Below are 19,824 nucleotides of genomic sequence, written 5' to 3' on the forward strand. Positions count from 1 at the left end.
CGCTCGGCCACCACCCCTACGAGCTTGCGGAACTGCCGTGGCGACAGCCCGGTGAACGGGCCGATCCACTCCTGCCGAGCCGCCGTGATCACCTGACCCACACAAGATCATCGACCAGAGACGACCTGCGTTACGTGACAGCCTTTAGGGGTCGGTGTCGGGGTGGCGCGTTCCGCCGGCGTGCCAGGGAGCGTCCACGACGGCCAGGCGGCCGCGGCAGCTGGAAGCCGTTCCTGCACCACATCAGTAAGGGTGAGCCCCATGCCCGCCGGGCTATCTCGCTCAAAGCGCCCAAGAAGCTCCCGCCGGTCCTGGCCACCGTCGAGATCCAGTCGATTCTGGTTGTGATCAACCCCACCGCTACCGCTCCGCCGGTCAGGCGATCGAGAAGCGGGACAGGATTGTTGGGCGGGTGCCGGGTGTGAGTCCAGCCGGTTGGCGATCAATTCCGTACTTGATTCGAACCGCCGTAGGGAGATCTATCCCGCGCCTTTATGGCCAGTTGATACTCAGGCCGGGTCGCGTCCATCCGTTGGAACCAGTGGCTGGCCTCGCCGTCCAGGCAGTGCGCGTAGATGCGTTGCCGGGTTGGGTGACCGGGCGTCAGGCCAGGGTTATGTCGAAGGCGCGGAGGCGGCTTGGGACGGCGGTGATGTCGATGGTGGAGATCGTGGAGCCGGTGAAGGTGAACTGGATGACCAAGGAGAGCCGTCCGAGCGGGGCCATGACCAGCGCCGGGCCGCCGTCGACCAGGGCCGGGACGGTGAAGCGGGCGCGGGGGGCCGAGGAGAGGGCGCCCTTGGCCACGACCAGGGCACCTTGGAGGGTGAGAGGTCCGGCGGCGCCGGTGACCTCCGGATCGGCGCGCAACTCGACCTGGGGATCGAGCAGCGTCAGCAGTGCCTCGAAGTCTCCGGTCCGGGTCGCCGTCAGGTACGCCTCGACCGCTCGATGACGGCGGGCCGCGTCCGCGGTCTTCGTTTCGGCGCCGCCCCGGACCTTGGCGCGCGCCCGGCTGGCCAGTTGCCGGACCGCCACGGGGGTGCGCTCCATCATGTGCGCGATGTCGCCGAAGCCCACGTCGAACGTGTCGTGCAGGACGAAGGCGACCCGCTCCGCCGGGCTCAGCCGGTCGAGGACGACCAGTAGCGCAAGCCCGATCGAGTCGGCCAGCTCGGCCTCCTCCTGCGGGACGCGGTCGTGGTCGGCCGCGCCGAGCCAGTCGGAGGTGAAGCTCTCCAGCGACTCCTCACGCCGGGTCTGCCGTGCCCGCAGCAGGTTGAGGCAGACCCGGGTGACCACCGTGGTCAGCCAGGCCGCCAGGTTCTGCACCTGTGCCAGGTCGGTGCGGTCGTACCGCAGCCAGGCCTCCTGGACCGCGTCGTCGGCCTCGGCGGCGGAGCCGAGCATCCGGTAGGCCAGTGCCCGCAGCCGGGGACGCTCGGCCTCGAAGCCGTCCAATGCCGAAAAATCTTGGGTCACCGTGTCACGTTCCCGCGTTTGGCCGGGTCGTAGCCGTGTTACACCGTCAAACCTACAAGAGGGAGATCAACCGATGTCCTCCACCATCCTGGTCACCGGCGGCACTGGACTCTTGGGCGCGCAGGTGGTTCCGATCCTGCGGCGGGCCGGGCACACGGTCCGGGTGCTGAGCCAGCATGACCGCGAACCTGGGGACGGCGTGCGCTACGTGGCGGTCGACCTGATGACCGGCGAGGGCCTGGACGCGGCGCTCAGCGGCGTGCCGATCGTGCTGCACCTGGCCGGAGGCCCCAAGGGCGATGACGTCAGCACCCGCAATCTGGTCGAGGCCGCCCAGCGCGCCGGCTCCGTGGAACACCTGGTGCTGATCTCGGTCGTCGGTGCCGACGCCGTGCCGGTCGGCTACTTCGCCCGCAAGGCGGCGGCAGAGGAGATCGTGGCAGCCTCCGGCATCCCGTACACGATCCTGCGTGCCGCGCAGTTCCACGAGCTGACGCTGAAGACCGTGCGGGCGATGGCCAAGGCGCCGGTCCTGCCGGCGCCCGGCGGGATCCGCTGGCAGCCGGTCGCGTCCGGCGATGTGGCGGCCCGGCTGGCCGAGCTGACATTGGGCGCTCCGGCGGGGCGCGTCTCCGACCTGGTCGGACCGCGCGTCTACACCCTGGAGGAGCTCCAGCGCGGTTACCTGGCCGCGATGGGCAAGCGCCGGATGAGGCTCCCGATCCGCGTCCCCGGCAAGATCGGCAAGGCCTACCGGTCGGGAGCCAACCTCAACCTGGACGCACCCGCCGGCAGCCACACCTGGGAGGAGTTCCTGACCGCCCAGACCGCCGGCGCCTAGATGCCTGTCCGAGTGAGTTGCATGTTCGGCATCCCCCGGCCGTGGCGGCTGCAGACGCCGGGCGGGCGATGATCAGGTCGCCGTGGTGGTCACGGGCGCGGATGAAGCGCCGTGGGTGATGGGTCACCGCCTCAGCGTCGGTGTGCAGAGGCCGCGGGCGTCCGGGACGAGGATCTCACCAGCGGGTTGCCGGTTCCGTTGTGCGAGGTTGGGTGCTCGGAGAGCCGCGAACAAGGATGGACTGGATGGTGCAGGGTGTCTCGCCGCATCTCACGCTGATGCTGCTTGAGGCGGGTCGGCGGTCGGGCGTGCACCGGTCGCAGCTCACCCGCATCCCCGGCCTGACCGAGGTGGGCGAGGAGCACGTCCGGATCCCCACGGCGACCCTCCTGCGCGTGTGGGGAGGCGATCTCCGGGGCGATGGCGGAGGCGGGCGGTGGGGTGCGGGCGATGGAGCTGTGGCGGCCAGGCCGGCTCGGCGTGTGGGACTACCTGTTCACCGCCGCCGACACGCTCCACGACGCGCTGCACGCCTGTGGCCGCCACTTCGCGACCATCGCCGACCCCGCCGACACCCTCGGCGTCATCCGCGACGGCGAGGGCGTCACGGTCACCTGGCACGGGCCGTACCAGGAGCGTCCGTCGTTCCCGCTGATCGCGGAGTTCGTGCCCGCCATGCTGCTCGGCGTGGCGGGTTCGGGGGCCGGACGCCGGTTCGTGCCGGTGGGGGTACGGCTGCCCCACCGCGCGCCGCCCCGGCATGACCTGCTGACCGAGGTGTACGGCACCCGGCGGATCGAATTCGAGGCGGGTCCGCCGGCGGTGACGTTCTCGGAGGCCGACGCCAACGCGCCGTTCCCGGGGGGGGATCCGGCCCTGGCGGCGATCCTGGACGAGCATGCGCGGATCCGGTCGCCACCGCCCGTCCGGTCCTGGACTGGCTGGGCCGGTTCCACCACGCGCTGGAGGCCGCGGTCGGGGCGGGGCCGCCCGAACTGGCCGACGTGGCGCGACGGCTGGCGATGGGGCCGCGAACGCTGCAACGCCGCCTGAGCGACGAGGGCACGAGCTGGCGGGACGAACTGGAACGGTTCCGGCAGCAGCGGGTGGAGCACCTTTTGCGGGAGACGTCGATGACCCTGGAGGCGATCTCCGCACGGTCGGGATACTCCGATCCGCGGGCGCTGCGCCGGGCCGTCCACCGATGGTACGGCCGCGGTCCGGACGTCGTCACGGGCCGAACGGGCCGGCTGAACCTGACGCGTTCGGTCCGCTGGGCGACGTCTGCGGTCCTCCCGGCGGCCCTCACCGCGCTCCTACCGTCCCAGGTATGGACGAACGACATGACAAGCCTCCGGCCAGGGCCGGTGCGCGGCAGTGGCTGGGGCTGGCGCTGGTCCTCCACCCGTTCGTCACCGGACAGGCGTTCCGTGCCAAGTACCTGGACCAGGCCCTCGACTACATCGCCGGCCACTCCGGCGTATGGCTGACCACCAGCGACGAGATCGCCCGGCACTACACCGCCCCGCCGCCCTGACCGTACGGCCCAAGGAGCCGCTCACCCCGCTCGCCGCACTCTGCCCTCCTCGCTGACCGGCCGCGTTCCTCCTTCCGTTGGCGGGCTGCTCCTGGTAGGCGGGGTGCGGGGCAAGGCGCACGACCGATGGCGGGATGGCGAGGCTCGAACCGGATCAGCAAGGTCGTGCTGTGGGGCGACAGGCCAGGGATGCGCGCCACGAGGTCTCGGTCCGCCGGGTGACCGTGCAGAGCCGGTGAGCTGTCAAGCTGGGCACGTTGCGATCCTCGTGCCTTGGAGGTTTCGATGCGTGCAGGCGTCGTGGTCACCGCGCAGCCTGGTGTGGAGGACCTCGCCGTTACGGCCGAGAAGTTGGGTTTGCACAGTTTCTGGGTCAACGACACCCCGATGGTCCACGGCGACCCCTTCGTCGCCTTGAGCCTGTGCGCGAAGGCCACCAGCCGCATCAGGCTCGGCATCGGCGTGACCTCACCGGCGCTACGCTCGGCCCCCGCCGCCGCGAGTGGATTCGCAAGTCTCAACGCGCTGGCACCGGGCCGGATCATCTGCGGGATCGGGACTGGAAACACCGCCCGCCGCACGCTGGGCATGCGGCCGACCACAGCGGCCACGGTGGAGACCTTCACCGCCGCATTGCAGGACCTGTGCGCCGGACGCACCATCGAGTACCGCGAAGGTGACCAGGTTCGCGACGTCCGTTTCCTGCACGCCGGGGCGCAGACGAACACGGCCGACCCGATCGAGTTCGTCGTGGCCGCGCTGGGACCGAAGGCCGCCGCTGTCGCCGGGCGCCGCGGCACCGGCCTGATCTCCTTCGGCCTGCTGGACCCCACTGCCTGGCACGCGCTACACGACGCCCGCCGTAACGCCGCCCGCGGGACATCCCGCGACCCCGACTCCCGCACGGAGCCCCGCGCGGACTCCTATGTGGTCACCGCGCTGCGCATACTCGCCGAGGGCGAGGACCCCCACAGCGACGCGGCCCGCGACGCGACCGGCCACCTCGTCATGTCGCTGCTGGCCTTCGCCGCCGACACCGCCGCTGACACACCCGCCTTCGCCGACCAGCTCGGCCCCGCCGAACGCGAGACGGTGCATCGACTGCTGGACCGACGCGGCACCACCGCCAACGCACCCGACCGGCACACCAAGCTCTACCCCAACTACCTCGGACGCATCGCACCACAGGACCGTGACCTGATCCTACCCTCGCTGATGAACACCCTGGCCTTGGTCGGCACTGAAGACGATCTCCGCGCCCGCATTACCACTCTGCAACAAGCCGGCATCGACGAACTGCTCATCCAGCCGGTAATCGACCCACGCACCGAGATGGCCCAGCTAGCAAAACTCCTTGCCTGAGGAAATCCGAATCCGTTCCGATGAATGACACAGTAGAAGGAGCAATGGTTTCGCTCGGCGGAATTAGCCTGGCCGTCCTATGCGGCATAGCCCTTTCGCATCAAGGCCCGGGCGCACATCGTGACACGAGTCGATCTGTACGGCCATCCGACGGCAGGATCATCGGCAACCGGGCTGGAAAGGTGTGGGGCTCCCCCCGGCCCCGATGTGTTGGGGATCTCGACGGCCGGAACCCGTCCGACGCTAGGCGCAGGTCTCGTCGGGGCCCTGGGGGAGGAAGGTGGGGGAAGAACAGCGGCTACGGCGCCACATGCGGCCACGGGGCGAGAGCACTCGTGGAGGGCTTCGGAACCGTTGGTCGGTATTGACCGTCTCAGCGGCATGAGCGTGTCAACGACCGTTTTGCCGCTGGCAGGGGTGGTTCTTGGATCCACCGGAACCCTGATCGGTCAGTACCTTTCGACGCGTGTGGAGGCACGACGAGCGAGGTTCGAGCAGGCCAGCGCAGAGCGTTCAGAGCGCAAGACGGCGCTGATGGAGTTCCTGTCCGCCGCCCAGGAGGTAGAGCTGTGCTTGGACCGGCTCTCCATGGGAGAGCAGCTTGACGAGTCCGAGACGTGGCAACACCTGCACGCGCTCTGGCATGCCAAGAAGGTTCCCGAGTTGGTGTGTTCCCCTCCTGTCGCGCAGGCAGCTCACGACTACACTTCGGCGCTCCATGCGCAGCTCCGGGGACGGCCCATTGGAGAGGGCACACCTGGAGAGGGCACACCGCCCAAGCGTGACCTCCGCTTCGCGTTCCTGGAGGCCGCCCGCCGAGAACTCGGAACGGCAAGCGAACCGTTGAGGAGAGATCCCCCAGTGCGAGAACTCGGCGAGTAACCTCCTCGGTTGCGTTCTCCCACACGGACCCACGGATCTCACGAACCAGTGAGCATGATCCGACGTGATCTTGCCCGGCGACACCGGTCTGGACACCCATTTCAGCAAGGTGGTTGACCCCACCACACTCGCCGACAACCCTGAGGCGGGCCGTCAGGGCTTTCGTGCGAGTGCGCAGATTCCGGGGAGTTCAGGAGGCTCGCCCCACGGGCTGGCCTCGGGGCGCCACCGCGGTAGAGACACCAGTCCCGGGTCCACCAGTTCCAGGCCGGTGAACAGGCGGCTGACCTGGTCGTAGGAGCGTACGGTCATCTTCGGGGTGCCGTGCTCGTTCCATTCCCTTATGTTGGCGTGGATCTCCTCGGCGTTGACGAAGTCACAGGCGTGCGTCATGGCAAGATAGCTGCCGGAGGGTACGGCGTCCACGAGGCACTTGATGATCGCCTGAGCTTCCTCGTCGTCCAGGATGAAATGGACGATCCCCAGGAGCATGATGGCGATCGGCCGGTCGAAGTCGAGGGTCTCGCGCGCCTGAGCCAGGATGTGCCCGGGGTCGTGCACGTCGGCATCGATGTATGAGGTGGCGCCTTCGGCGCTGCTGGTCAGCAGGGCGCGAGCGTGCGTGAGGACGAGCGGGTCGTTGTCGACATAGACGATCCGGCATTCCGGTGCGATCCGCTGGGCGACCTCATGGGTGTTGTCCACGGTCGGCAAACCGGTGCCGATGTCCAGGAACTGCCGGATGCCCAGCTCGTGGACGAGATGCCACACCGCGCGGCCGAGGAATGCCCGGTCGGCCAGAGCGGTCATGACGATGCCGGGGAAGACCTTCTTGATGTCCTCGCCGACCGCTCGATCGATCGGATAGTTGTCCTTGCCACCCAGCCAGTAGTTCCAGATTCGCGCCGAATGCGGAACGGAACTATCGATCGGCGACCAGTCGGGCGCTTCGGAGTCATCGGCCATAACCGGATTGTTGCAGTTGCGCCATGACCTGTCAGGTCGCTTGGGCGTGCTCTTGCCGCTCGGGTGCGTCCAGAAAGATGGGGTTGGTCATGGCTGCCATCGTGCCGTCCCTGCGCACTTCGGCGCGTACCCAGCGGGTGTAGCGGGGATAGGTCGTCCAACGCGCGGTCACAGTGCCGGTTTCGGGGACGGCCTCGGCGTGCTGCTGCCCCACTTGGTCGAGAAGCCGCACTCTGGTGCCGGGCACGCCGCTGACCGTGAGTTGGAAGGTGACGGGTGTGCCGGTGTCCGCGGGGAGTTGTTCGCCGATCCCCGCGGTTCGTTTTCCGTCCGTGGCGGTGAAACTCAGGTTCACCTTGGACGATTCGGCCAGCCAGGAACGGCCCGCGCGCAGGCCGGCCATCAGGGAGTCGCGGCGCAGGCGATCGGCGAGAACCACGGTCTGCGGGGATCCGACAGTGTTTTGCGGGTTGTGCGCATCGGAGTTGCCGATCGCCGGAATCCATCGGCCGGAGCGCAGCAGGCCGTCCCAATGGTTGAGTGCTGCTTCCTCTTCTTCGGTCCAGTTCTGATTCCACACTTCGACGAGATCCGCCAGTTCGTAGGCGAATTCGTAGCTGCAGCCGAAACAGGACGCGAAGGGGTGCGCGGCGGTGACCAGTCCGCCAGCCTTATGGACTTGGTGGACGAAGCGCCGGTAATCGCGCGAGTCCCCGGCTCGGTAGCGCCAGTCGACCCACATGCCGGCGGGCAGGCCGATGGCGGGCCAGTGCCCGGAACGCGTGGTCACTTCTTCGCCGTTGAGGATCAGCAGGTCGTCGGTGGCGTGATAGCCCCAGTGCAGGGACGCCGAGGAGGTGTTGTGCTCGGTGGAGGTGATGAAGTCCAATCCGGCGCCACGCGCGGCGGCGACGAGTTCATCGGGGGTCCGGCGGCCGTCTGAGTGGACGGTATGCAGGTGGCAGTCGCCGCGGTACCACGAGCGACCGCGGTCCCGAGCCGGGGCGCTGTCGGGGGCCGGCTTGGGCTTGAAGGGTGTGCCGGTCGGCCCGAAGCGCAGCGTGATGTCGACGCGGTAGACCATGCCCTGCGGAGCGACGGTGTACGGACCGAGGATGATGTGCCAGGTGCCCCGCCTGATCGGGCCGGCCAGATAGCCGGGGGTGGCGCTGGACGCGCTGATGGTGAAGCGGTCCCGGAACCCGCCGGACCAGCCGCGGAAGCCGCGTGCGTTGCCCAGCTCATGCCCCTCCGGTCCGAAGATCCCGATGTCGCAGGCGTTTCCGCGAGTGCCCGCCGGGACCGCGGGCTTGTCGTAGGAGTAGATCACCTCGATCTCGTTGACCCCGTGCGGCACTTCCACCGGCAGGTAGAACCAGTCGTCGATGCTCGGCGGGAAATGGCCGGTGACCGTGCGGGTCTTGTCACCTCCGGCCTGCTCGGCGAAAGCCACCCCCGGCAACAGATTCGCCGCCGCGATGGCGCCTCCGGCGGCGAGAAGACCACGTCTGCTCAACTGATTCACGCCGACCTCCGATTCACCTATGGCCAGAAGAAGTCAGCCAGCCCCACGTGACCATTTCGGGTATGGCGGGTGAATATGGCGCAGCGGAGTTGAGATACCTCGACCATGCCCGCCGACGTCGGCGGCTTGCGGGAAGGCAGCAGTTTCCGATCACGAGGAGTGACATATAACGTCCCGGGAGTTATCTTCCGAGCTCCGCCGCAAGGCGCTGGATCTGGTCAGACTGGATGCTCGGTCCAGCTTGTCGCAACTGCGGATGCCCACATCAGGCCACCCTACGGAAATGAAGTCCTCTGTAACTAACTTCCAATGCACCATCGATATTGCGGCGATAGGCATATGGATATGGGCGGCGCAGCCCGCAGTTACCTGCCGGGGAGCTGTCGCGGAGAGGTGGGCGTGCTGGTCGATGAGGCAGATCGCCTGGCGGATGTCGTCCTGTGCGTAGTCGCGCAGGTCGTGTCCGTCCAGGTGGATTGTGCCCTGGTCGGGGTCGCGGAACCGGAGCAGCAGGTGCGCCAGGGTGCTCTTGCCTTCCGCGCTCGGGCCGAGCAGCGCGACCCGGCGGTCGGGACGCAGTTCGAGGTCGTCACCGTCCAGCCCCCAAGGGTAATTCCGCGGCGTAGCCGACGCGGACGCCGCGGCTTGGAGCAGGTCGCCGCGGGGTGCGGGCAGCGGGCGGGTCGGCGGGTGCCGGGCGGGCGGTGAGCGCGTCGAGGCGCGCGGCGGCACGGTCAATCGTTGATCAAGTTGCCTGGTGCCGGGCACACCGTGGGCGGTCGGCCTGGTCTTGGGCGCGGCTGTGGCGCCGCCCGATCCGGCCGCCGCGCTATTTGGGATCCATCAGGTCCCAGGTGGCCGCTGTGACGATTCCGTAGGCCAGGTGCGGTGCCAGATCGGAGAGCCATGAGCTGATCGGCCAGGTGCGCGGGTCGGTCACGCCCAGCGCGACCATTGGGGCGGTGGTCCCGATGTTTGCGGTCAGCCCGGCGATGATGCCGCGTGCGATGAGCGGTGCGCCGTCGAGTTTGGGGGCTGCGAGCCCGTAGAGCGCCCCCACGCCAAGACCGGAGCCGACCCCGAGGAGAGCACCGATGGCCGAGCGGCGATGCTCGACGTCATCATCGTCACGGTCCTCTCCCGACCGTGTGATACCGAGCAACCGTTCGCTCCTACGGACTGTCTCGGCAGGCGTGTCGCTGGCCGGACGCGCGCGCACCGCCATGTCCAGGTAACCCACGACGTTGAGCGCCGTGGTACCGGCCGCGCCCGCAGCCATCCCCGTCAGAATCCGATGCATGCGGCCGTTCTGCCCGGACCGGGTGGCACTATCCGTGAACGCGCAGGTCGTCGACCGCTGCCGGTCTCCGGACCAGGCGGGACGCAAGGCCCGGACGCGATCTTTCCCACGCCCGTAGGAGGAGCCGAACTCGGCCTCCGGCACCATCGGGATCTCGCGGGAGCCGTCGCCTTCGCCTCCCGCGCCCCGGCGGCGTTTCCCTGCGCGAACTCCTGCGATCATCGCGTCAGCGACCGGGATTCGGCTCTGGTGGAGGCGCGTGTCCGTTTGCCGTCAGCATGCGACTTCTCCGTGGGATAGGTCACTGGGGTGGCGAAGGGTGGCTGCCGTGCATGGCGATGAACACCTCCTGCACGACGTCCTCCGCCGTCGGCCGGTCGCCGACGATGAGCAGGGCCATCCGGACCAGGGCCACGTGATGGTCCGCGAACAGCGCGGTGAGCGGGGCCGCCGGGTCGCCCTCGTCCCCGGCTCCTTCGGCGACCGCTTCCTCTGTCTCCACACCTATGACACTCGCCGCGCCCGGCCCCGGTTGCTCGCGGCCGCCGGTTTTCTCAGACGTCCTCGCCTCGGGCTCGGGGCCGGGCGGGCGCACCGGCCGGCGCGGCAGCCGGTGGAGGCGCCAGTACCGGTTCAGCTACTGGCGCACGTGAAGCACGTACGGGCGAACGGACGCGCTTCCAGGCGTTCCGCTGCGATGGCGCCACCACATTGTTCGCAGACGCCGTAGGTACCGTCGTCGAGCCTGCGCAGCGCATCGTCGATGTCGGCCAGGCGTGCGCGGGCGCGGGTCAACGACGCCTCGATCCGGGCGCGCTCGAAGGCGATGGTGGCGCCCTCCGGGTCGTGCTCGTCGTCCGCGTTGGCCTGCACCGACGCGTTGACGACGCCGTCCCAGTCAGCGTTCAGCGACGCCACGAGCTCCAGCGTGCCCTCACGGTCGGCGATCAGACGTTCCTCCGCCGTTGCCACATTCCCTCCAACGTTTACGGCGTCCAACCGGCCGCCTGGACGTGGTCGGTGCTGGACGGCCTACGCCCCCTTCTCGGCGGGTAGTCGGTGCCTGAAGCGCTTTTGCAGTTCGTGGTCGACTTGAGCGAAGTCCCGCCCCTTCGTCTCCGGAATGTAGCGGCTGGTGAACAGCAGGCCGATCGCCGAGATCACGGCGAAGATCCAGAAGGTTTCGCCCTCCCCGATGAGCCCGGCTATCGGCAGGAACAGCAGGCTGATCGCGAAGTTGCTGGCCCAGTTCAGCGCGGTGCTGGCGCTCGCGCCGGTCGCGCGTGCCCGCGGCGGGAAGATCTCACCGATCAGCGGCCAGAAGACGGGTCCGACGCCGGCGGCGTATCCGCCGATGTAGAGCACCATGAACAGCAGCGTCGGGACGGAGCCCCAGTCCGCCACGAACGCCAGGCCGAGCAGCGCCATGGTGACCGTCATCACGGCGAACGAGACCAGGAGCAGTTCGCGGCGTCCGGCGCTGTCGATCAGGCGGATCGCGACCAGCGTCATGACGAGGTTGATGATGCCGATGGCGATGGAGTAGACGATCGAGTTGGACGCGGTCAGCCCGGTCCTCTCGATGATCGTCGGCGCGTTAGTAGATGATCGTGTTGATGCCGCCGAACTGCTGCGTCGCGGCCAGCACCAGTCCGACGATCAGCGCGGGCCGGACGCGGTCGGTCAGCAGCGTGCGCCATCCGGTCACCGCCTGGTCCTGCGGGGTCTCTCTGTCCTGCTCCTGGCGCAACTGGTCGCGCCGCCGGAGCAGCTGGTCGGCGGTGTCCTGGTCGCTGACTCCGGCGATCAGGGCGCGGGCCCTGCGGCGGTGCCCGTGCGCAAGGAGCCATTCGGGGGACCCGGGCAGCACCAATATCGCCGAGCCGACCATCACCAGTGCCGGGATCGCGCCGACGGCGATCATCGCACGCCAGTTCCCGCTGCTGGAGAAGGCGAGGTTGACCATGTACGCGACCAGGATCCCGAGCGTGATCATCAGTTGGTCGAGGGTGAGGAGCCGGCCGCGGATCTCCTTCGGGGAGATCTCCGACAGGTAGGGCGGGACGGTCGCCGAGGCGGCCCCGACGGCCAGCCCGAGGACCAGCCGGGCCGCGACGAGCACGACGTAGCCGGGCGCCAGCGCGGCGAGCGCCGTGCCGCCGACGAACACCGCTCCTTCGAGGCCGAAGATCCAGCGCCGGCCGAGCCGGTCGGCGAGCCGTCCGGACGCCAGCGCGCCCACCATCGCGCCCAGGACCAGCACGCTCACCACGCTGCCCTGTTCGAAGGAGTTCAGGTGAAAGTCGGTCTTGATGTACAGCAGCGCTCCGGAGATGACCCGGTGTCGAAGCCGAACAGGAAACCGCCGACCGCGATCAGCCCGGCATGCCGCCTGATCTTCCGTATTCCCCAGTCATCTGCGCCAGCGGTCCCTCGGTGGTCGGCGCAGTGGAATAGCCCTGCATGTCACGCCCTCCTCGGCTCGGCGACGATCAGGGCGTCACACCCAGAGAGCGACCACGACCTCAGAGCCGGTCGGACGCGATGTCGTTTCGGTGCCCAATGCGGGCTGCCCTACCGGCTTCCGCCGGACACGGCCCTTGATCGCTCTTTTGACGAGCGCCACGTCGGGCCCGCGCTCGGCGGGCGGCGGCGGGTGGACGGGGTCAGATGCCCAGCAGGTCGGTCAGGTCGTCGGCGTGGTCCTCTTCCTCGGCCAGGATCTTCTCCAGCACGCGGCGGCTGGTCGGGTCGGCGTCGCCGAGCCAGCGGATGATGTCCTGGTAGGACTGGATGACGATGCGCTCGGCGTACAGGTTCTCCTTGAGCATCGCGGTGAGGTCGGTGTCGGCGAACGTCGTGTAGGGGGTGTGGGAACGCCGCGCGAGGGTCTCGGGATCGAAGTCCGGGTCGCCGCCGAGCTGGCTGATCCGCTCGGCGACCCACATCGCGTGGTGGCGCTCCTCCTTCCCGTGCTCGTGGAACCCCTCGGCGACCTGGGCGCTGTCGATACCGGAGCAGGCGATGGCGTTCTGGGTGTAGCGCATCCAGCACACGATCTCGGTGGCGAGGACGTCGTTGAGGATCGCGATGACCTTGTCGACGTCGCGCCCGTAGGTGCTCGTCACGGGACCGGCGTCCATCGTGGAACGGGCACGCTCGCGGATCGCCTCCACATCGATGCTGAAGCTGCTTTCGGACATGCTCTCTCCTTCTGATCACGGACACCCACCTGCCTGCTACCCACCGTGAGTGGATTACTCCCCTGCGTTATGTCCGGAGTTGGGATGGTGTGACCGGCCACCACCTTCCCGGCGGCGTTCCAATGGCGGCATTCGCCAAGGAGAAGTCAATTCGTGACACGTGACGTTTGCCGCGTGCGCGGCCGCGGAGAAGACATAGTCCGGACGGTGTTCGCCCGCCGCCGCCCTCCCGAGAGAGGCCACCGGGAAGGTGCAAATGTCCACGCAACTGAATTCCGGCGATTCCGCATGGCTGTTCGTGAGCACCGCGATGGTGCTCCTCATGTCACCGGGTCTCGCTTTCTTCTACGGCGGCATGGTCCGCTCCAAGAACATGCTGACGACGCTCTACATGAGCTTCATTTCCATCAGCCTGGTGACCATCCTGTGGTTCCTCTACGGGTATGGAATCGCGTTCGGCAAGGACGTCGGCGGCGTCGGGCTCATCGGCTGGGGGGACTGGCGCCTCGGTGACGTCACACCGCGTGGTCGAGACCGACCGCAGTCTGCACGCGATGAAGCTCAACCGGGAGCAGCGGACGGCGTCCGTCCGCACCGGCCGGCAGGTCCTGGACAGCGCGGACGCCGCGTTCGCGTCGGCCCCGGCGGCGCGGCTGGGCCGGCTCGTCGCCGACCGCGCGACGCCCGGCAACCACGCCGTCGTCGTGGGCGCCGTGCACGCGGGGCTGGGAGTGCCCGTCCAGCAGGCCGTGGCAAGCGACCTGTACGCCTTCGCCGCCGGCTGCGCGGTGGCGTCGGTGCGGCTCGGCCGGATCGACTTCCGGCGTGCGCAGCGGCTGCTGCGCGAGGTCCGGCCCGAGGTCGCCCGGGCGGCCGGGGCGGCGCTGTCCGCCCGGGACCCGCGGGACCTGCACGCCTCCACCCCGGCGGCGGACGCGGTCGCCGCCGCGCACGAGCGGGCCGAGGCCCGCCTGTTCATCACCTGACCCGAACACCACTCGAAGGGACGCGCGCATGGAACTGGAGCAGGTGTACAAGATCGGTGTCGGCGGCCCGGTCGGGTCGGGCAAGACCGCCCTCATCGAGGCGCTGGTGCCCGTCCTGGTCGCCCGGGGGTCGAGGCCCGGCGTCATCACCAACGACATCTACACCCAGGAGGGCGCCGAGCACGTCCGCCGCACCCTCGCGGGGACGCTGGACGCCGACCGCGTCGTCGGCGTCGAGACGGGGTCGTGCCCGCACACGGCGGTCCGCGACGACCCCACGATGAACCTCGCCGCGGCGGCCGAACTGCTCGACCGGTTCCCCGACATCGACGTGCTGCTGTTCGAGAGCGGCGGCGACAACCTGACGCTCACCTTCAGCCCCCTGCCGGCCGACGTGTACGTGTTCGTCCTGGACACCGCGGAGGGGGAGAAGATGCCGCGCAAGCGCGGGCCCGGCACCACCGAATCCGACCTGCTGGTGATCAACAAGATCGACATCGCGCCCTATGTGCGCACCGACCTGACGGTCATGGAACGCGACGCCCGCGCGGTGCGCCGCGGCGGCCCGGTCGTCCTGACCGACTGCCTCACCGGGACCGGTGTCACCGCCGTCGCCGACTTCGTCCTGGAACACAAGGAGACGGTGTGCTCACCGGTGCCATGACCGCACCCGAGCGGCCGGGCGATCGTGCGGCCGGGGCCGCGGGCGTCCCCGCCCCGACGGGGCAGGAGCGGTGCGCGCCGGAGCGCTGCACCCCCGCGTGCCGGATGGAGCACGACTACGCCACCCAGATGATCGACATCACCGCCGCGGCCGGCGCGTACGTCGAATACCTGCCCGAGACCACGATCCCGTTCGGCGGCTCGCGCTACTACCAGCGCGTGCGCGTGACCGCCGACCCCGGCGCGACGATCGTCCTCGGCGAGAAGCTGATGGCGGGACGCCTGGCCCGCGGTGAACGGCACGCCTACATCGCCTACTGCGCCGACCTGGAGGTCCACGACCCCGACGGCCTGCTGTTCGCGGATCCGATCCGGCTCGTCCCCGGCGAGCATCCGGTGGCCGGGCCTGCCGTCATGGACGACTTCGGGCTCATGGCGTCCCTCTACGTGATCACCGCGGCCGAGCCCGCCCAGCGGGCCGCCGACGCCATGCACCAGGCGATCACGGAAACGGGACTGCGCGGTGGGGCGAGCGTCCTGCCCGCGGGCTGCCGCGCCTGGGCCCGGATCCTCGGCGACCGCTCCCCCGAGGTGGACGCGGCGTACCGCCGAACCCTCGACGCCGTCCACGAACTACTGAACGACCCTCGCACCCGGACGACGGGCCGCTGACGACCAGCCGGGGGCGGGCGGGTGTCGCTAGGCCGGGAAGGCGGCGACGTCGCGGTCCCAGTGGCGGTGGGCGGCGACCGCTTCGGCGAACCGCTGCGCGAAGTCATCGCCCGCGCCGCCGTCCACCACTCCCTGGCGTCCCGGCAGGTTCGCGGCCTCCAGCAGCGGTTCGGCGCCCGGCAGGACGCCGATCGCCTTGCCGTGCTTGAACGCCTCCCGGACGAACTGGACCGCGTACCCGTCGGGGACGAGGTCCTGCCCGCCGGCGGCCAGCACCGCGTCGTAGAGCACCGACGTCGCCGCGCTGAGCTGCTTGTCGACCTCGAACGTCGCCGCGGTGCCCTCGTGCGGGGCGATGACGTCGCAGATCGCGCCGCGGCCGCGCAGGGCCTCCAGCACCGGCCCCACGACACCGGAGTCGCTCTGGTCGCCCACCAGCACCGCGATCTGGCGCGTGGCGACCGACCTGGGCTGGTCGTCCATGCTGAGCGCCGGGGACGACCTGCCGTGGTTGGGCACGGTGGCGTCGGGCGGGGGGAAGCCGAGCCCTTGCGCGACCTGCCGCGCGAGGTCGCCGTCCACGTTGACGAGGCGCTCGACGACCTTCTCCTTGATGGAGCGGCGCTCCACGTGGCCGAGTTCGAACAGGAACGCGTTGACGATGTGGGTCTTCTCCCAGCCGGCCATGCTGTTCCAGAACAGCGTGGCCTGGCTGTAGTGGTCCTTGAAGCTCGGGCTGCGGCGGCGGATCACCTCTCCCGACACCTGTTCCTGGTAGTGCCGGAACACGCCCTCCATGTTCCCGGTGTCGGCCGCGGTCGCCGGGCAGCCGCCGCCGATCGAGTTCTTGGAGTAGGCGGTGTCGCTGTCGTGGATCATGTGCTGGTGGAAGCCGTCGCGGTGGTCGTTGTGCACGGGCGCGATCGGCCGGTTGATCGGGATCTGCTGGTGGTTGGGGCCGCCGAGCCGCGTGATCTGCGTGTCGAGGTAGGAGAAGTTGCGCGCCTGAAGCAGCGGGTCGTTGGTGAAGTCGATGCCGGGCACGATGTTGGCGGTGCAGAACGCGACCTGCTCGGTCTCGGCGAAGAAGTTCTGCGGGTTCCGGTTGAGGACCATCGTGCCGATCGGACGCAGCGGCACCTCCTCCTCTGGAATGATCTTGGAGGAGTCGAGCAGGTCGAAGTCGAACTTGTGCTCGTCCTCTTCGGCGACGAGCTGGACGCACAGCTCGTACTCGGGGAAGTCGCCGCGTTCGATGGTGTCCCACAGGTCGCGCCGGTTGAAGTCGGGGTCGTTGCCCTGGAGGCGCAGCACCTCGTCCCACACCAGCGAGTAGGTGCCCAGCTTCGGCCGCCAGTGGAACTTCACGAACGTGCCCTTGCCCTGGGCGTTGACGAACCGGAAGGTGTGGACGCCGAATCCCTGCATCATCCGGTAGCTGCGCGGGATCGACCGGTCCGACATCAGCCACATGATGAAGTGCATGGTCTCGGGCTGCAGTTGCACGAAGTCCCAAAGGGTGTCGTGCGCGGACTGCGCCTGCGGGATCTGGTTGCGCGGCTCCGGTTTCACCGAGTGGACGAAGTCGAGGAACTTGATGCCGTCCTGGATCGGGAACACCGGGAAGTTGTTGCCGACCAGGTCGTAGTTGCCCTGCCGCGTGTAGAACTTGGTCGCGAACCCGCGGACGTCCCGCACCGTGTCGCTCGACCCGCGCTCCCCCGCGACCGTGGAGAACCGCACGAACGTCGGCGTGACCAGCGACGGGTCGGACAGGAAGTCGGCGCAGGTCAGCTCGGACAGCGACTCGTAGACCTGGAACTCGCCGTACGCCCCTGACCCGCGGGCGTGCACCACCCGTTCGGGGATCCGCTCATGGTCGAACCGGGTGATCTTCTCGCGGAGGTGGAAGTCCTCCAGCAAGGTCGGGCCCCGGTCCCCCACCGAGAGCGAATTGTCGGTGTCCTCGACCCCTGTCCCTTGGTCGGTCGTGTAGCGGGTGCCGTCCTCCCGCACCCGGTACTGATCGAGTTGCCGCTGCTTGTCGTTGCCGCCGTCAGCAGGCACTGGAACCTCCTTGGATACTGCCAACCGTCCCGCGTGGGGGCCGCCATCGCCATACCCCGGAGCCCGGGCGAAAACCAAGCATGATTATTTGATTACCGAACGGAGCCGGCGAGACCACGGCGTGCGCCCGCGGCGCGATCTGGGGGCCTAGAATGTGCGGCGATCTACCCCGTGTGGCTCCTTTCCCCGCAAGGACGCCCGATCCCCAGATGCCGATCGGACTGCGAACCGGACGCCCTGCGCGGCGACGACCCCGTCGCCGTGGCGTTCTCGGCGGCCCGGCTGATCCAGGCGATGCGCGCGGCCCGGGTGCACGGCGATTACCTCGGCCTGTTCGAAGAGGCCCGCGACGGGTTCCACGGAGGCGGGATCCCGATGCTGGAGGCTTGGGCGCTGCAATACGCCGGCCTGGCGTACTGCCGCAGGGGCCGTCTGGCGGACGCCGCCAGATGCCTGGCCCGCGCATGGGACATCGTCCTGGACGCGGGCGACGCCGCCGATGCGCGCACCGCCGGCGGCGATCTCAGCGCGTTCGCTCTGACCCATGGCCGTCTGGACGAAGCGGCGGAAAATGGCCCGAGAGGGTCTGGCCCAGGCCAGGCGCGCCAACGACCTGTGGAGCACGGGCAAGAGCCTCATGACCCTCGGCGAGATCGCCTGGGCGCGCGGCGACCGCGCCGCCGCCAAGCGCGCCTACCTCGAAGCGCTGACCATCTGGCAGGGGCTCAGCGTCCCGGAGCGGATCGAGCGGGTCCGGGGCGCGCTGCGGGAGCGATTCGGACCGGCGGCGGACGAGCCGGTCGCGCCATGACCGGCGGAACCCGGCGAGGTGTCCGCGCCGGGCCGCCGGTGGCCGCGGCGGGCGCGTCCCCCATGGGGTCCGTACGGGAGCGGCGCGCGTGGTACGTCTACGACTGGGCGAACTCCGCCTTTCCCACCACGGTGATGGGCGTGTTCCTCGGGCCGTACCTCACCGAGGTCGCCGGGTCCGCGGCCGGGACGCGCGGCTCGGTCGACGTCCTGGGCGTCGATGTCCGGCCCGAGGCGTACTACACGCTGGTCGTGGCGGTGGCGGCGGTGCTGCAGGCCGTCGTGCTCCCGGTCGCCGGCGCCGTGGCCGATCACACCGGCCGGAAGCGGGAGATGCTCGGCGCGTTCGCCTTCCTGGGGGCCTTCGCGACCCTGGCGATGTACCTCGTGTACGGCGGACGCCATGTGCTCGGCGGCGTGCTCTTCGCCATCGCCCAGATCGGGTACGCCGCGGCGGTCGTCGTCTACAACTCCGTCCTCCCGGAGATCGCCCGCCCCGGCGAGCGGGACACCGTGTCCGCGCGCGGCATGGCGGCCGGCTATCTCGGCGGCGGGCTGCTCCTGGCCCTCGATCTGCTCCTCTTCCTGAACCACGCGTCGCTCGGTCTCACGGAGTCCATGGCCGTGCGGATCGCGCTGGCCTCGGCCGGTCTCTGGTGGGCCGGCTGGACGGTGATCCCGCTGCTGTCGCTGCGCAACCGGCCCGCGGGCCCGGCGGCCGCGAACGCCGCGCACAGCACGGCGGCGGCGGTCGGCGGCAGCCTGCGGCGGCTCTGCCACACCCTGTCCGAGCTGCGGAGATACCCTCGCACACTGGTGTTCCTGCTGGCCTACCTGACCTACAACAGCGGCATGCAGGCGGTCATCAACTTCGCGGCGATCTACGCGGGGGGACGAGCTCGGCCTGACCCAGGCCGTCCGGATCGGCGCGATCTTGATGGTGCAGTTCGTCGCCGTCGCCGGCGCGCTGCTGCTCGCCCGGCCGGCCACGCTGCTCGGCGCCCAGCGGACGGTGCTCGCCGGCCTGGCCGTCTGGATGTCCGTGGTCGTGACCGCCTCCCTCCTCCAGCGCGGCGCCGTCGTCCCGTTCCTGGGCTTGGCCGCCGTCATCGGCCTTGTGATGGGCGGCGTGCAGTCCCTGTCACGATCGATGTTCTCGCAGGTGATCCCGCCTGGGCGGGCGGCGGAGCTCTTCAGCCTGTACGAGCTCGCCGACAAGGCGGCGACCTTCCTCGGCGCTCTGGTGATCACGGTCTCGCTGCAGGCCACCGGCAGCCATCGGGCGGCGATCCTGCCGTTGTCGCTCTTGTTCGCCGCCGGGCTCGTCCTGCTGGCCTCGGTGAACCTGCGCCGAGCGATCACCGACGCCGGGTACCCGCCCCCCGGACATCCGCGTGGCCTGGTGTCGCAGCGCTGAGAGGCATCGGCCGGGACGGCGCGAGCGGGGTGGTGCGGGCGTTGGGGCTGGTTGACAGCCATGTTGGGGCACTGTTCTACTATCCAGAGGAACGCTCTGTAGTACAGAGAA

At 69.4% G+C, this 19,824-nt stretch carries 21 protein-coding genes and 4 pseudogenes; 13 read left to right on the forward strand and 12 right to left on the reverse strand.

Annotation, left to right across the window (positions count from 1 at the left end; translation table 11 throughout):
• Positions 1-101 (reverse strand): annotated as a pseudogene (locus ETD83_RS14780) (IS5/IS1182 family transposase); the annotation flags it as partial.
• 502 nt (positions 102-603) lie between these two features.
• The gene (locus ETD83_RS14790; protein ID WP_230420914.1) at positions 604-1,482 is read right to left on the reverse strand and encodes a sigma-70 family RNA polymerase sigma factor; all 879 of its coding nucleotides are present in this window, start codon (positions 1,480-1,482) and stop codon (positions 604-606) included.
• A gap of 73 nt (positions 1,483-1,555) precedes the next feature.
• Between ETD83_RS14790 and ETD83_RS14795 the strand changes: the two genes are divergently transcribed.
• From ETD83_RS14795 to ETD83_RS14820, 6 genes and pseudogenes are all read left to right on the forward strand, one after another.
• Positions 1,556-2,323 (forward strand): SDR family oxidoreductase, encoded by a 768-nt coding sequence (locus ETD83_RS14795; protein WP_138645697.1) that lies wholly within the window; start codon positions 1,556-1,558, stop codon positions 2,321-2,323.
• Between the two features lie 420 nt (positions 2,324-2,743).
• The gene (locus ETD83_RS14800) at positions 2,744-3,376 is read left to right on the forward strand and encodes an AraC family transcriptional regulator ligand-binding domain-containing protein (protein WP_138645698.1); all 633 of its coding nucleotides are present in this window, start codon (positions 2,744-2,746) and stop codon (positions 3,374-3,376) included.
• A pseudogene (locus tag ETD83_RS45960) lies at positions 3,346-3,489 on the forward strand (AraC family transcriptional regulator); the annotation flags it as partial. The gene ETD83_RS14800 and the pseudogene ETD83_RS45960, both read left to right, overlap by 31 nt.
• 164 nt (positions 3,490-3,653) lie before the next feature.
• Positions 3,654-3,860 (forward strand): hypothetical protein, encoded by a 207-nt coding sequence (locus ETD83_RS44450; RefSeq protein WP_230420915.1) that lies wholly within the window; start codon positions 3,654-3,656, stop codon positions 3,858-3,860.
• A 273-nt stretch (positions 3,861-4,133) separates the two neighbouring features.
• A complete protein-coding gene (locus ETD83_RS14815) occupies positions 4,134-5,222 on the forward strand; it encodes an LLM class flavin-dependent oxidoreductase (protein WP_230420916.1) in 1,089 nt (362 codons plus the stop codon).
• 381 nt (positions 5,223-5,603) lie between these two features.
• Complete coding sequence (locus ETD83_RS14820) at positions 5,604-6,104, forward strand: hypothetical protein (protein WP_138645700.1); 501 nt, start codon at positions 5,604-5,606, stop codon at positions 6,102-6,104.
• Positions 6,105-6,257: 153 nt separating this feature from the next.
• Here the strand turns inward: ETD83_RS14820 and ETD83_RS14825 are convergent, their stop codons facing one another.
• From ETD83_RS14825 to ETD83_RS14860, 9 genes are all read right to left on the reverse strand, one after another.
• Positions 6,258-7,070 carry an SAM-dependent methyltransferase gene (locus ETD83_RS14825; protein WP_138645701.1) on the reverse strand — a complete coding sequence of 271 codons (813 nt, stop codon included), beginning with the start codon at positions 7,068-7,070 and terminating at the stop codon, positions 6,258-6,260.
• Between the two features lie 31 nt (positions 7,071-7,101).
• On the reverse strand, positions 7,102-8,595 hold the full coding sequence (locus tag ETD83_RS14830) for a CehA/McbA family metallohydrolase (protein WP_205717674.1): 1,494 nt from the start codon (positions 8,593-8,595) through the stop codon (positions 7,102-7,104).
• 150 nt (positions 8,596-8,745) lie between these two features.
• Entirely contained in the window at positions 8,746-9,363 is a 618-nt protein-coding gene (locus ETD83_RS44455) for an ATP-binding cassette domain-containing protein (RefSeq protein ID WP_329602801.1), read from the reverse strand.
• A 61-nt stretch (positions 9,364-9,424) separates the two neighbouring features.
• Positions 9,425-9,895, reverse strand: coding sequence for a hypothetical protein (locus ETD83_RS14840; RefSeq protein WP_138645703.1), 471 nt, complete (start codon positions 9,893-9,895; stop codon positions 9,425-9,427).
• A 301-nt stretch (positions 9,896-10,196) separates the two neighbouring features.
• Complete coding sequence (locus ETD83_RS14845) at positions 10,197-10,397, reverse strand: RNA polymerase sigma factor (protein WP_230420917.1); 201 nt, start codon at positions 10,395-10,397, stop codon at positions 10,197-10,199.
• A 131-nt stretch (positions 10,398-10,528) separates the two neighbouring features.
• The gene (locus ETD83_RS14850; RefSeq protein WP_138645704.1) at positions 10,529-10,867 is read right to left on the reverse strand and encodes a TraR/DksA family transcriptional regulator; all 339 of its coding nucleotides are present in this window, start codon (positions 10,865-10,867) and stop codon (positions 10,529-10,531) included.
• Positions 10,868-10,927: 60 nt separating this feature from the next.
• A complete protein-coding gene (locus tag ETD83_RS45310; protein ID WP_205717680.1) occupies positions 10,928-11,482 on the reverse strand; it encodes an MFS transporter in 555 nt (184 codons plus the stop codon).
• 10 nt (positions 11,483-11,492) lie between these two features.
• Positions 11,493-12,308 (reverse strand): MFS transporter, encoded by an 816-nt coding sequence (locus tag ETD83_RS45315; protein ID WP_205717679.1) that lies wholly within the window; start codon positions 12,306-12,308, stop codon positions 11,493-11,495.
• Positions 12,309-12,561: 253 nt separating this feature from the next.
• Positions 12,562-13,098 carry a ferritin-like domain-containing protein gene (locus ETD83_RS14860; RefSeq protein ID WP_138645705.1) on the reverse strand — a complete coding sequence of 179 codons (537 nt, stop codon included), beginning with the start codon at positions 13,096-13,098 and terminating at the stop codon, positions 12,562-12,564.
• A gap of 256 nt (positions 13,099-13,354) precedes the next feature.
• Here ETD83_RS14860 and ETD83_RS45320 point away from each other — a divergent pair.
• The 4 genes and pseudogenes from ETD83_RS45320 to ETD83_RS14880 form a co-directional block, all read left to right on the forward strand.
• Positions 13,355-13,588: pseudogene (locus tag ETD83_RS45320) on the forward strand (ammonium transporter); the annotation flags it as partial.
• A gap of 19 nt (positions 13,589-13,607) precedes the next feature.
• Positions 13,608-14,084, forward strand: a complete 477-nt coding sequence (locus ETD83_RS14870; RefSeq protein ID WP_230420918.1) for an urease accessory protein UreF — start codon at positions 13,608-13,610, stop codon at positions 14,082-14,084.
• Between the two features lie 28 nt (positions 14,085-14,112).
• Positions 14,113-14,748: an urease accessory protein UreG gene (gene ureG / locus ETD83_RS14875; protein ID WP_138645707.1), complete on the forward strand. Its 636-nt coding sequence runs from the start codon at positions 14,113-14,115 to the stop codon at positions 14,746-14,748.
• Positions 14,730-15,419: an urease accessory protein UreD gene (locus ETD83_RS14880; protein ID WP_230420919.1), complete on the forward strand. Its 690-nt coding sequence runs from the start codon at positions 14,730-14,732 to the stop codon at positions 15,417-15,419. The genes ureG and ETD83_RS14880 overlap by 19 nt, the downstream gene beginning before the upstream one ends.
• 27 nt (positions 15,420-15,446) lie before the next feature.
• Here ETD83_RS14880 and ETD83_RS14885 read toward each other — a convergent pair whose 3' ends face one another.
• Positions 15,447-17,486 (reverse strand): catalase, encoded by a 2,040-nt coding sequence (locus ETD83_RS14885; protein WP_138645708.1) that lies wholly within the window; start codon positions 17,484-17,486, stop codon positions 15,447-15,449.
• A 571-nt stretch (positions 17,487-18,057) separates the two neighbouring features.
• Between ETD83_RS14885 and ETD83_RS14890 the strand changes: the two genes are divergently transcribed.
• The 3 genes and pseudogenes from ETD83_RS14890 (at position 18,058) to ETD83_RS45330 (ending at position 19,713) form a co-directional block, all read left to right on the forward strand.
• Positions 18,058-18,297: a hypothetical protein gene (locus tag ETD83_RS14890; protein WP_138645709.1), complete on the forward strand. Its 240-nt coding sequence runs from the start codon at positions 18,058-18,060 to the stop codon at positions 18,295-18,297.
• 62 nt (positions 18,298-18,359) lie between these two features.
• Positions 18,360-19,124, forward strand: a pseudogene (locus ETD83_RS45325) (MFS transporter); the annotation flags it as partial.
• Between the two features lie 109 nt (positions 19,125-19,233).
• Entirely contained in the window at positions 19,234-19,713 is a 480-nt protein-coding gene (locus tag ETD83_RS45330; protein ID WP_268920457.1) for an MFS transporter, read from the forward strand.
• Positions 19,714-19,824: the final 111 nt, after the last annotated feature.

This window comes from Actinomadura soli (assembly GCF_005889715.1).
GTDB classification, from domain to species: Bacteria; Actinomycetota; Actinomycetes; order Streptosporangiales; family Streptosporangiaceae; genus Spirillospora; species Spirillospora soli.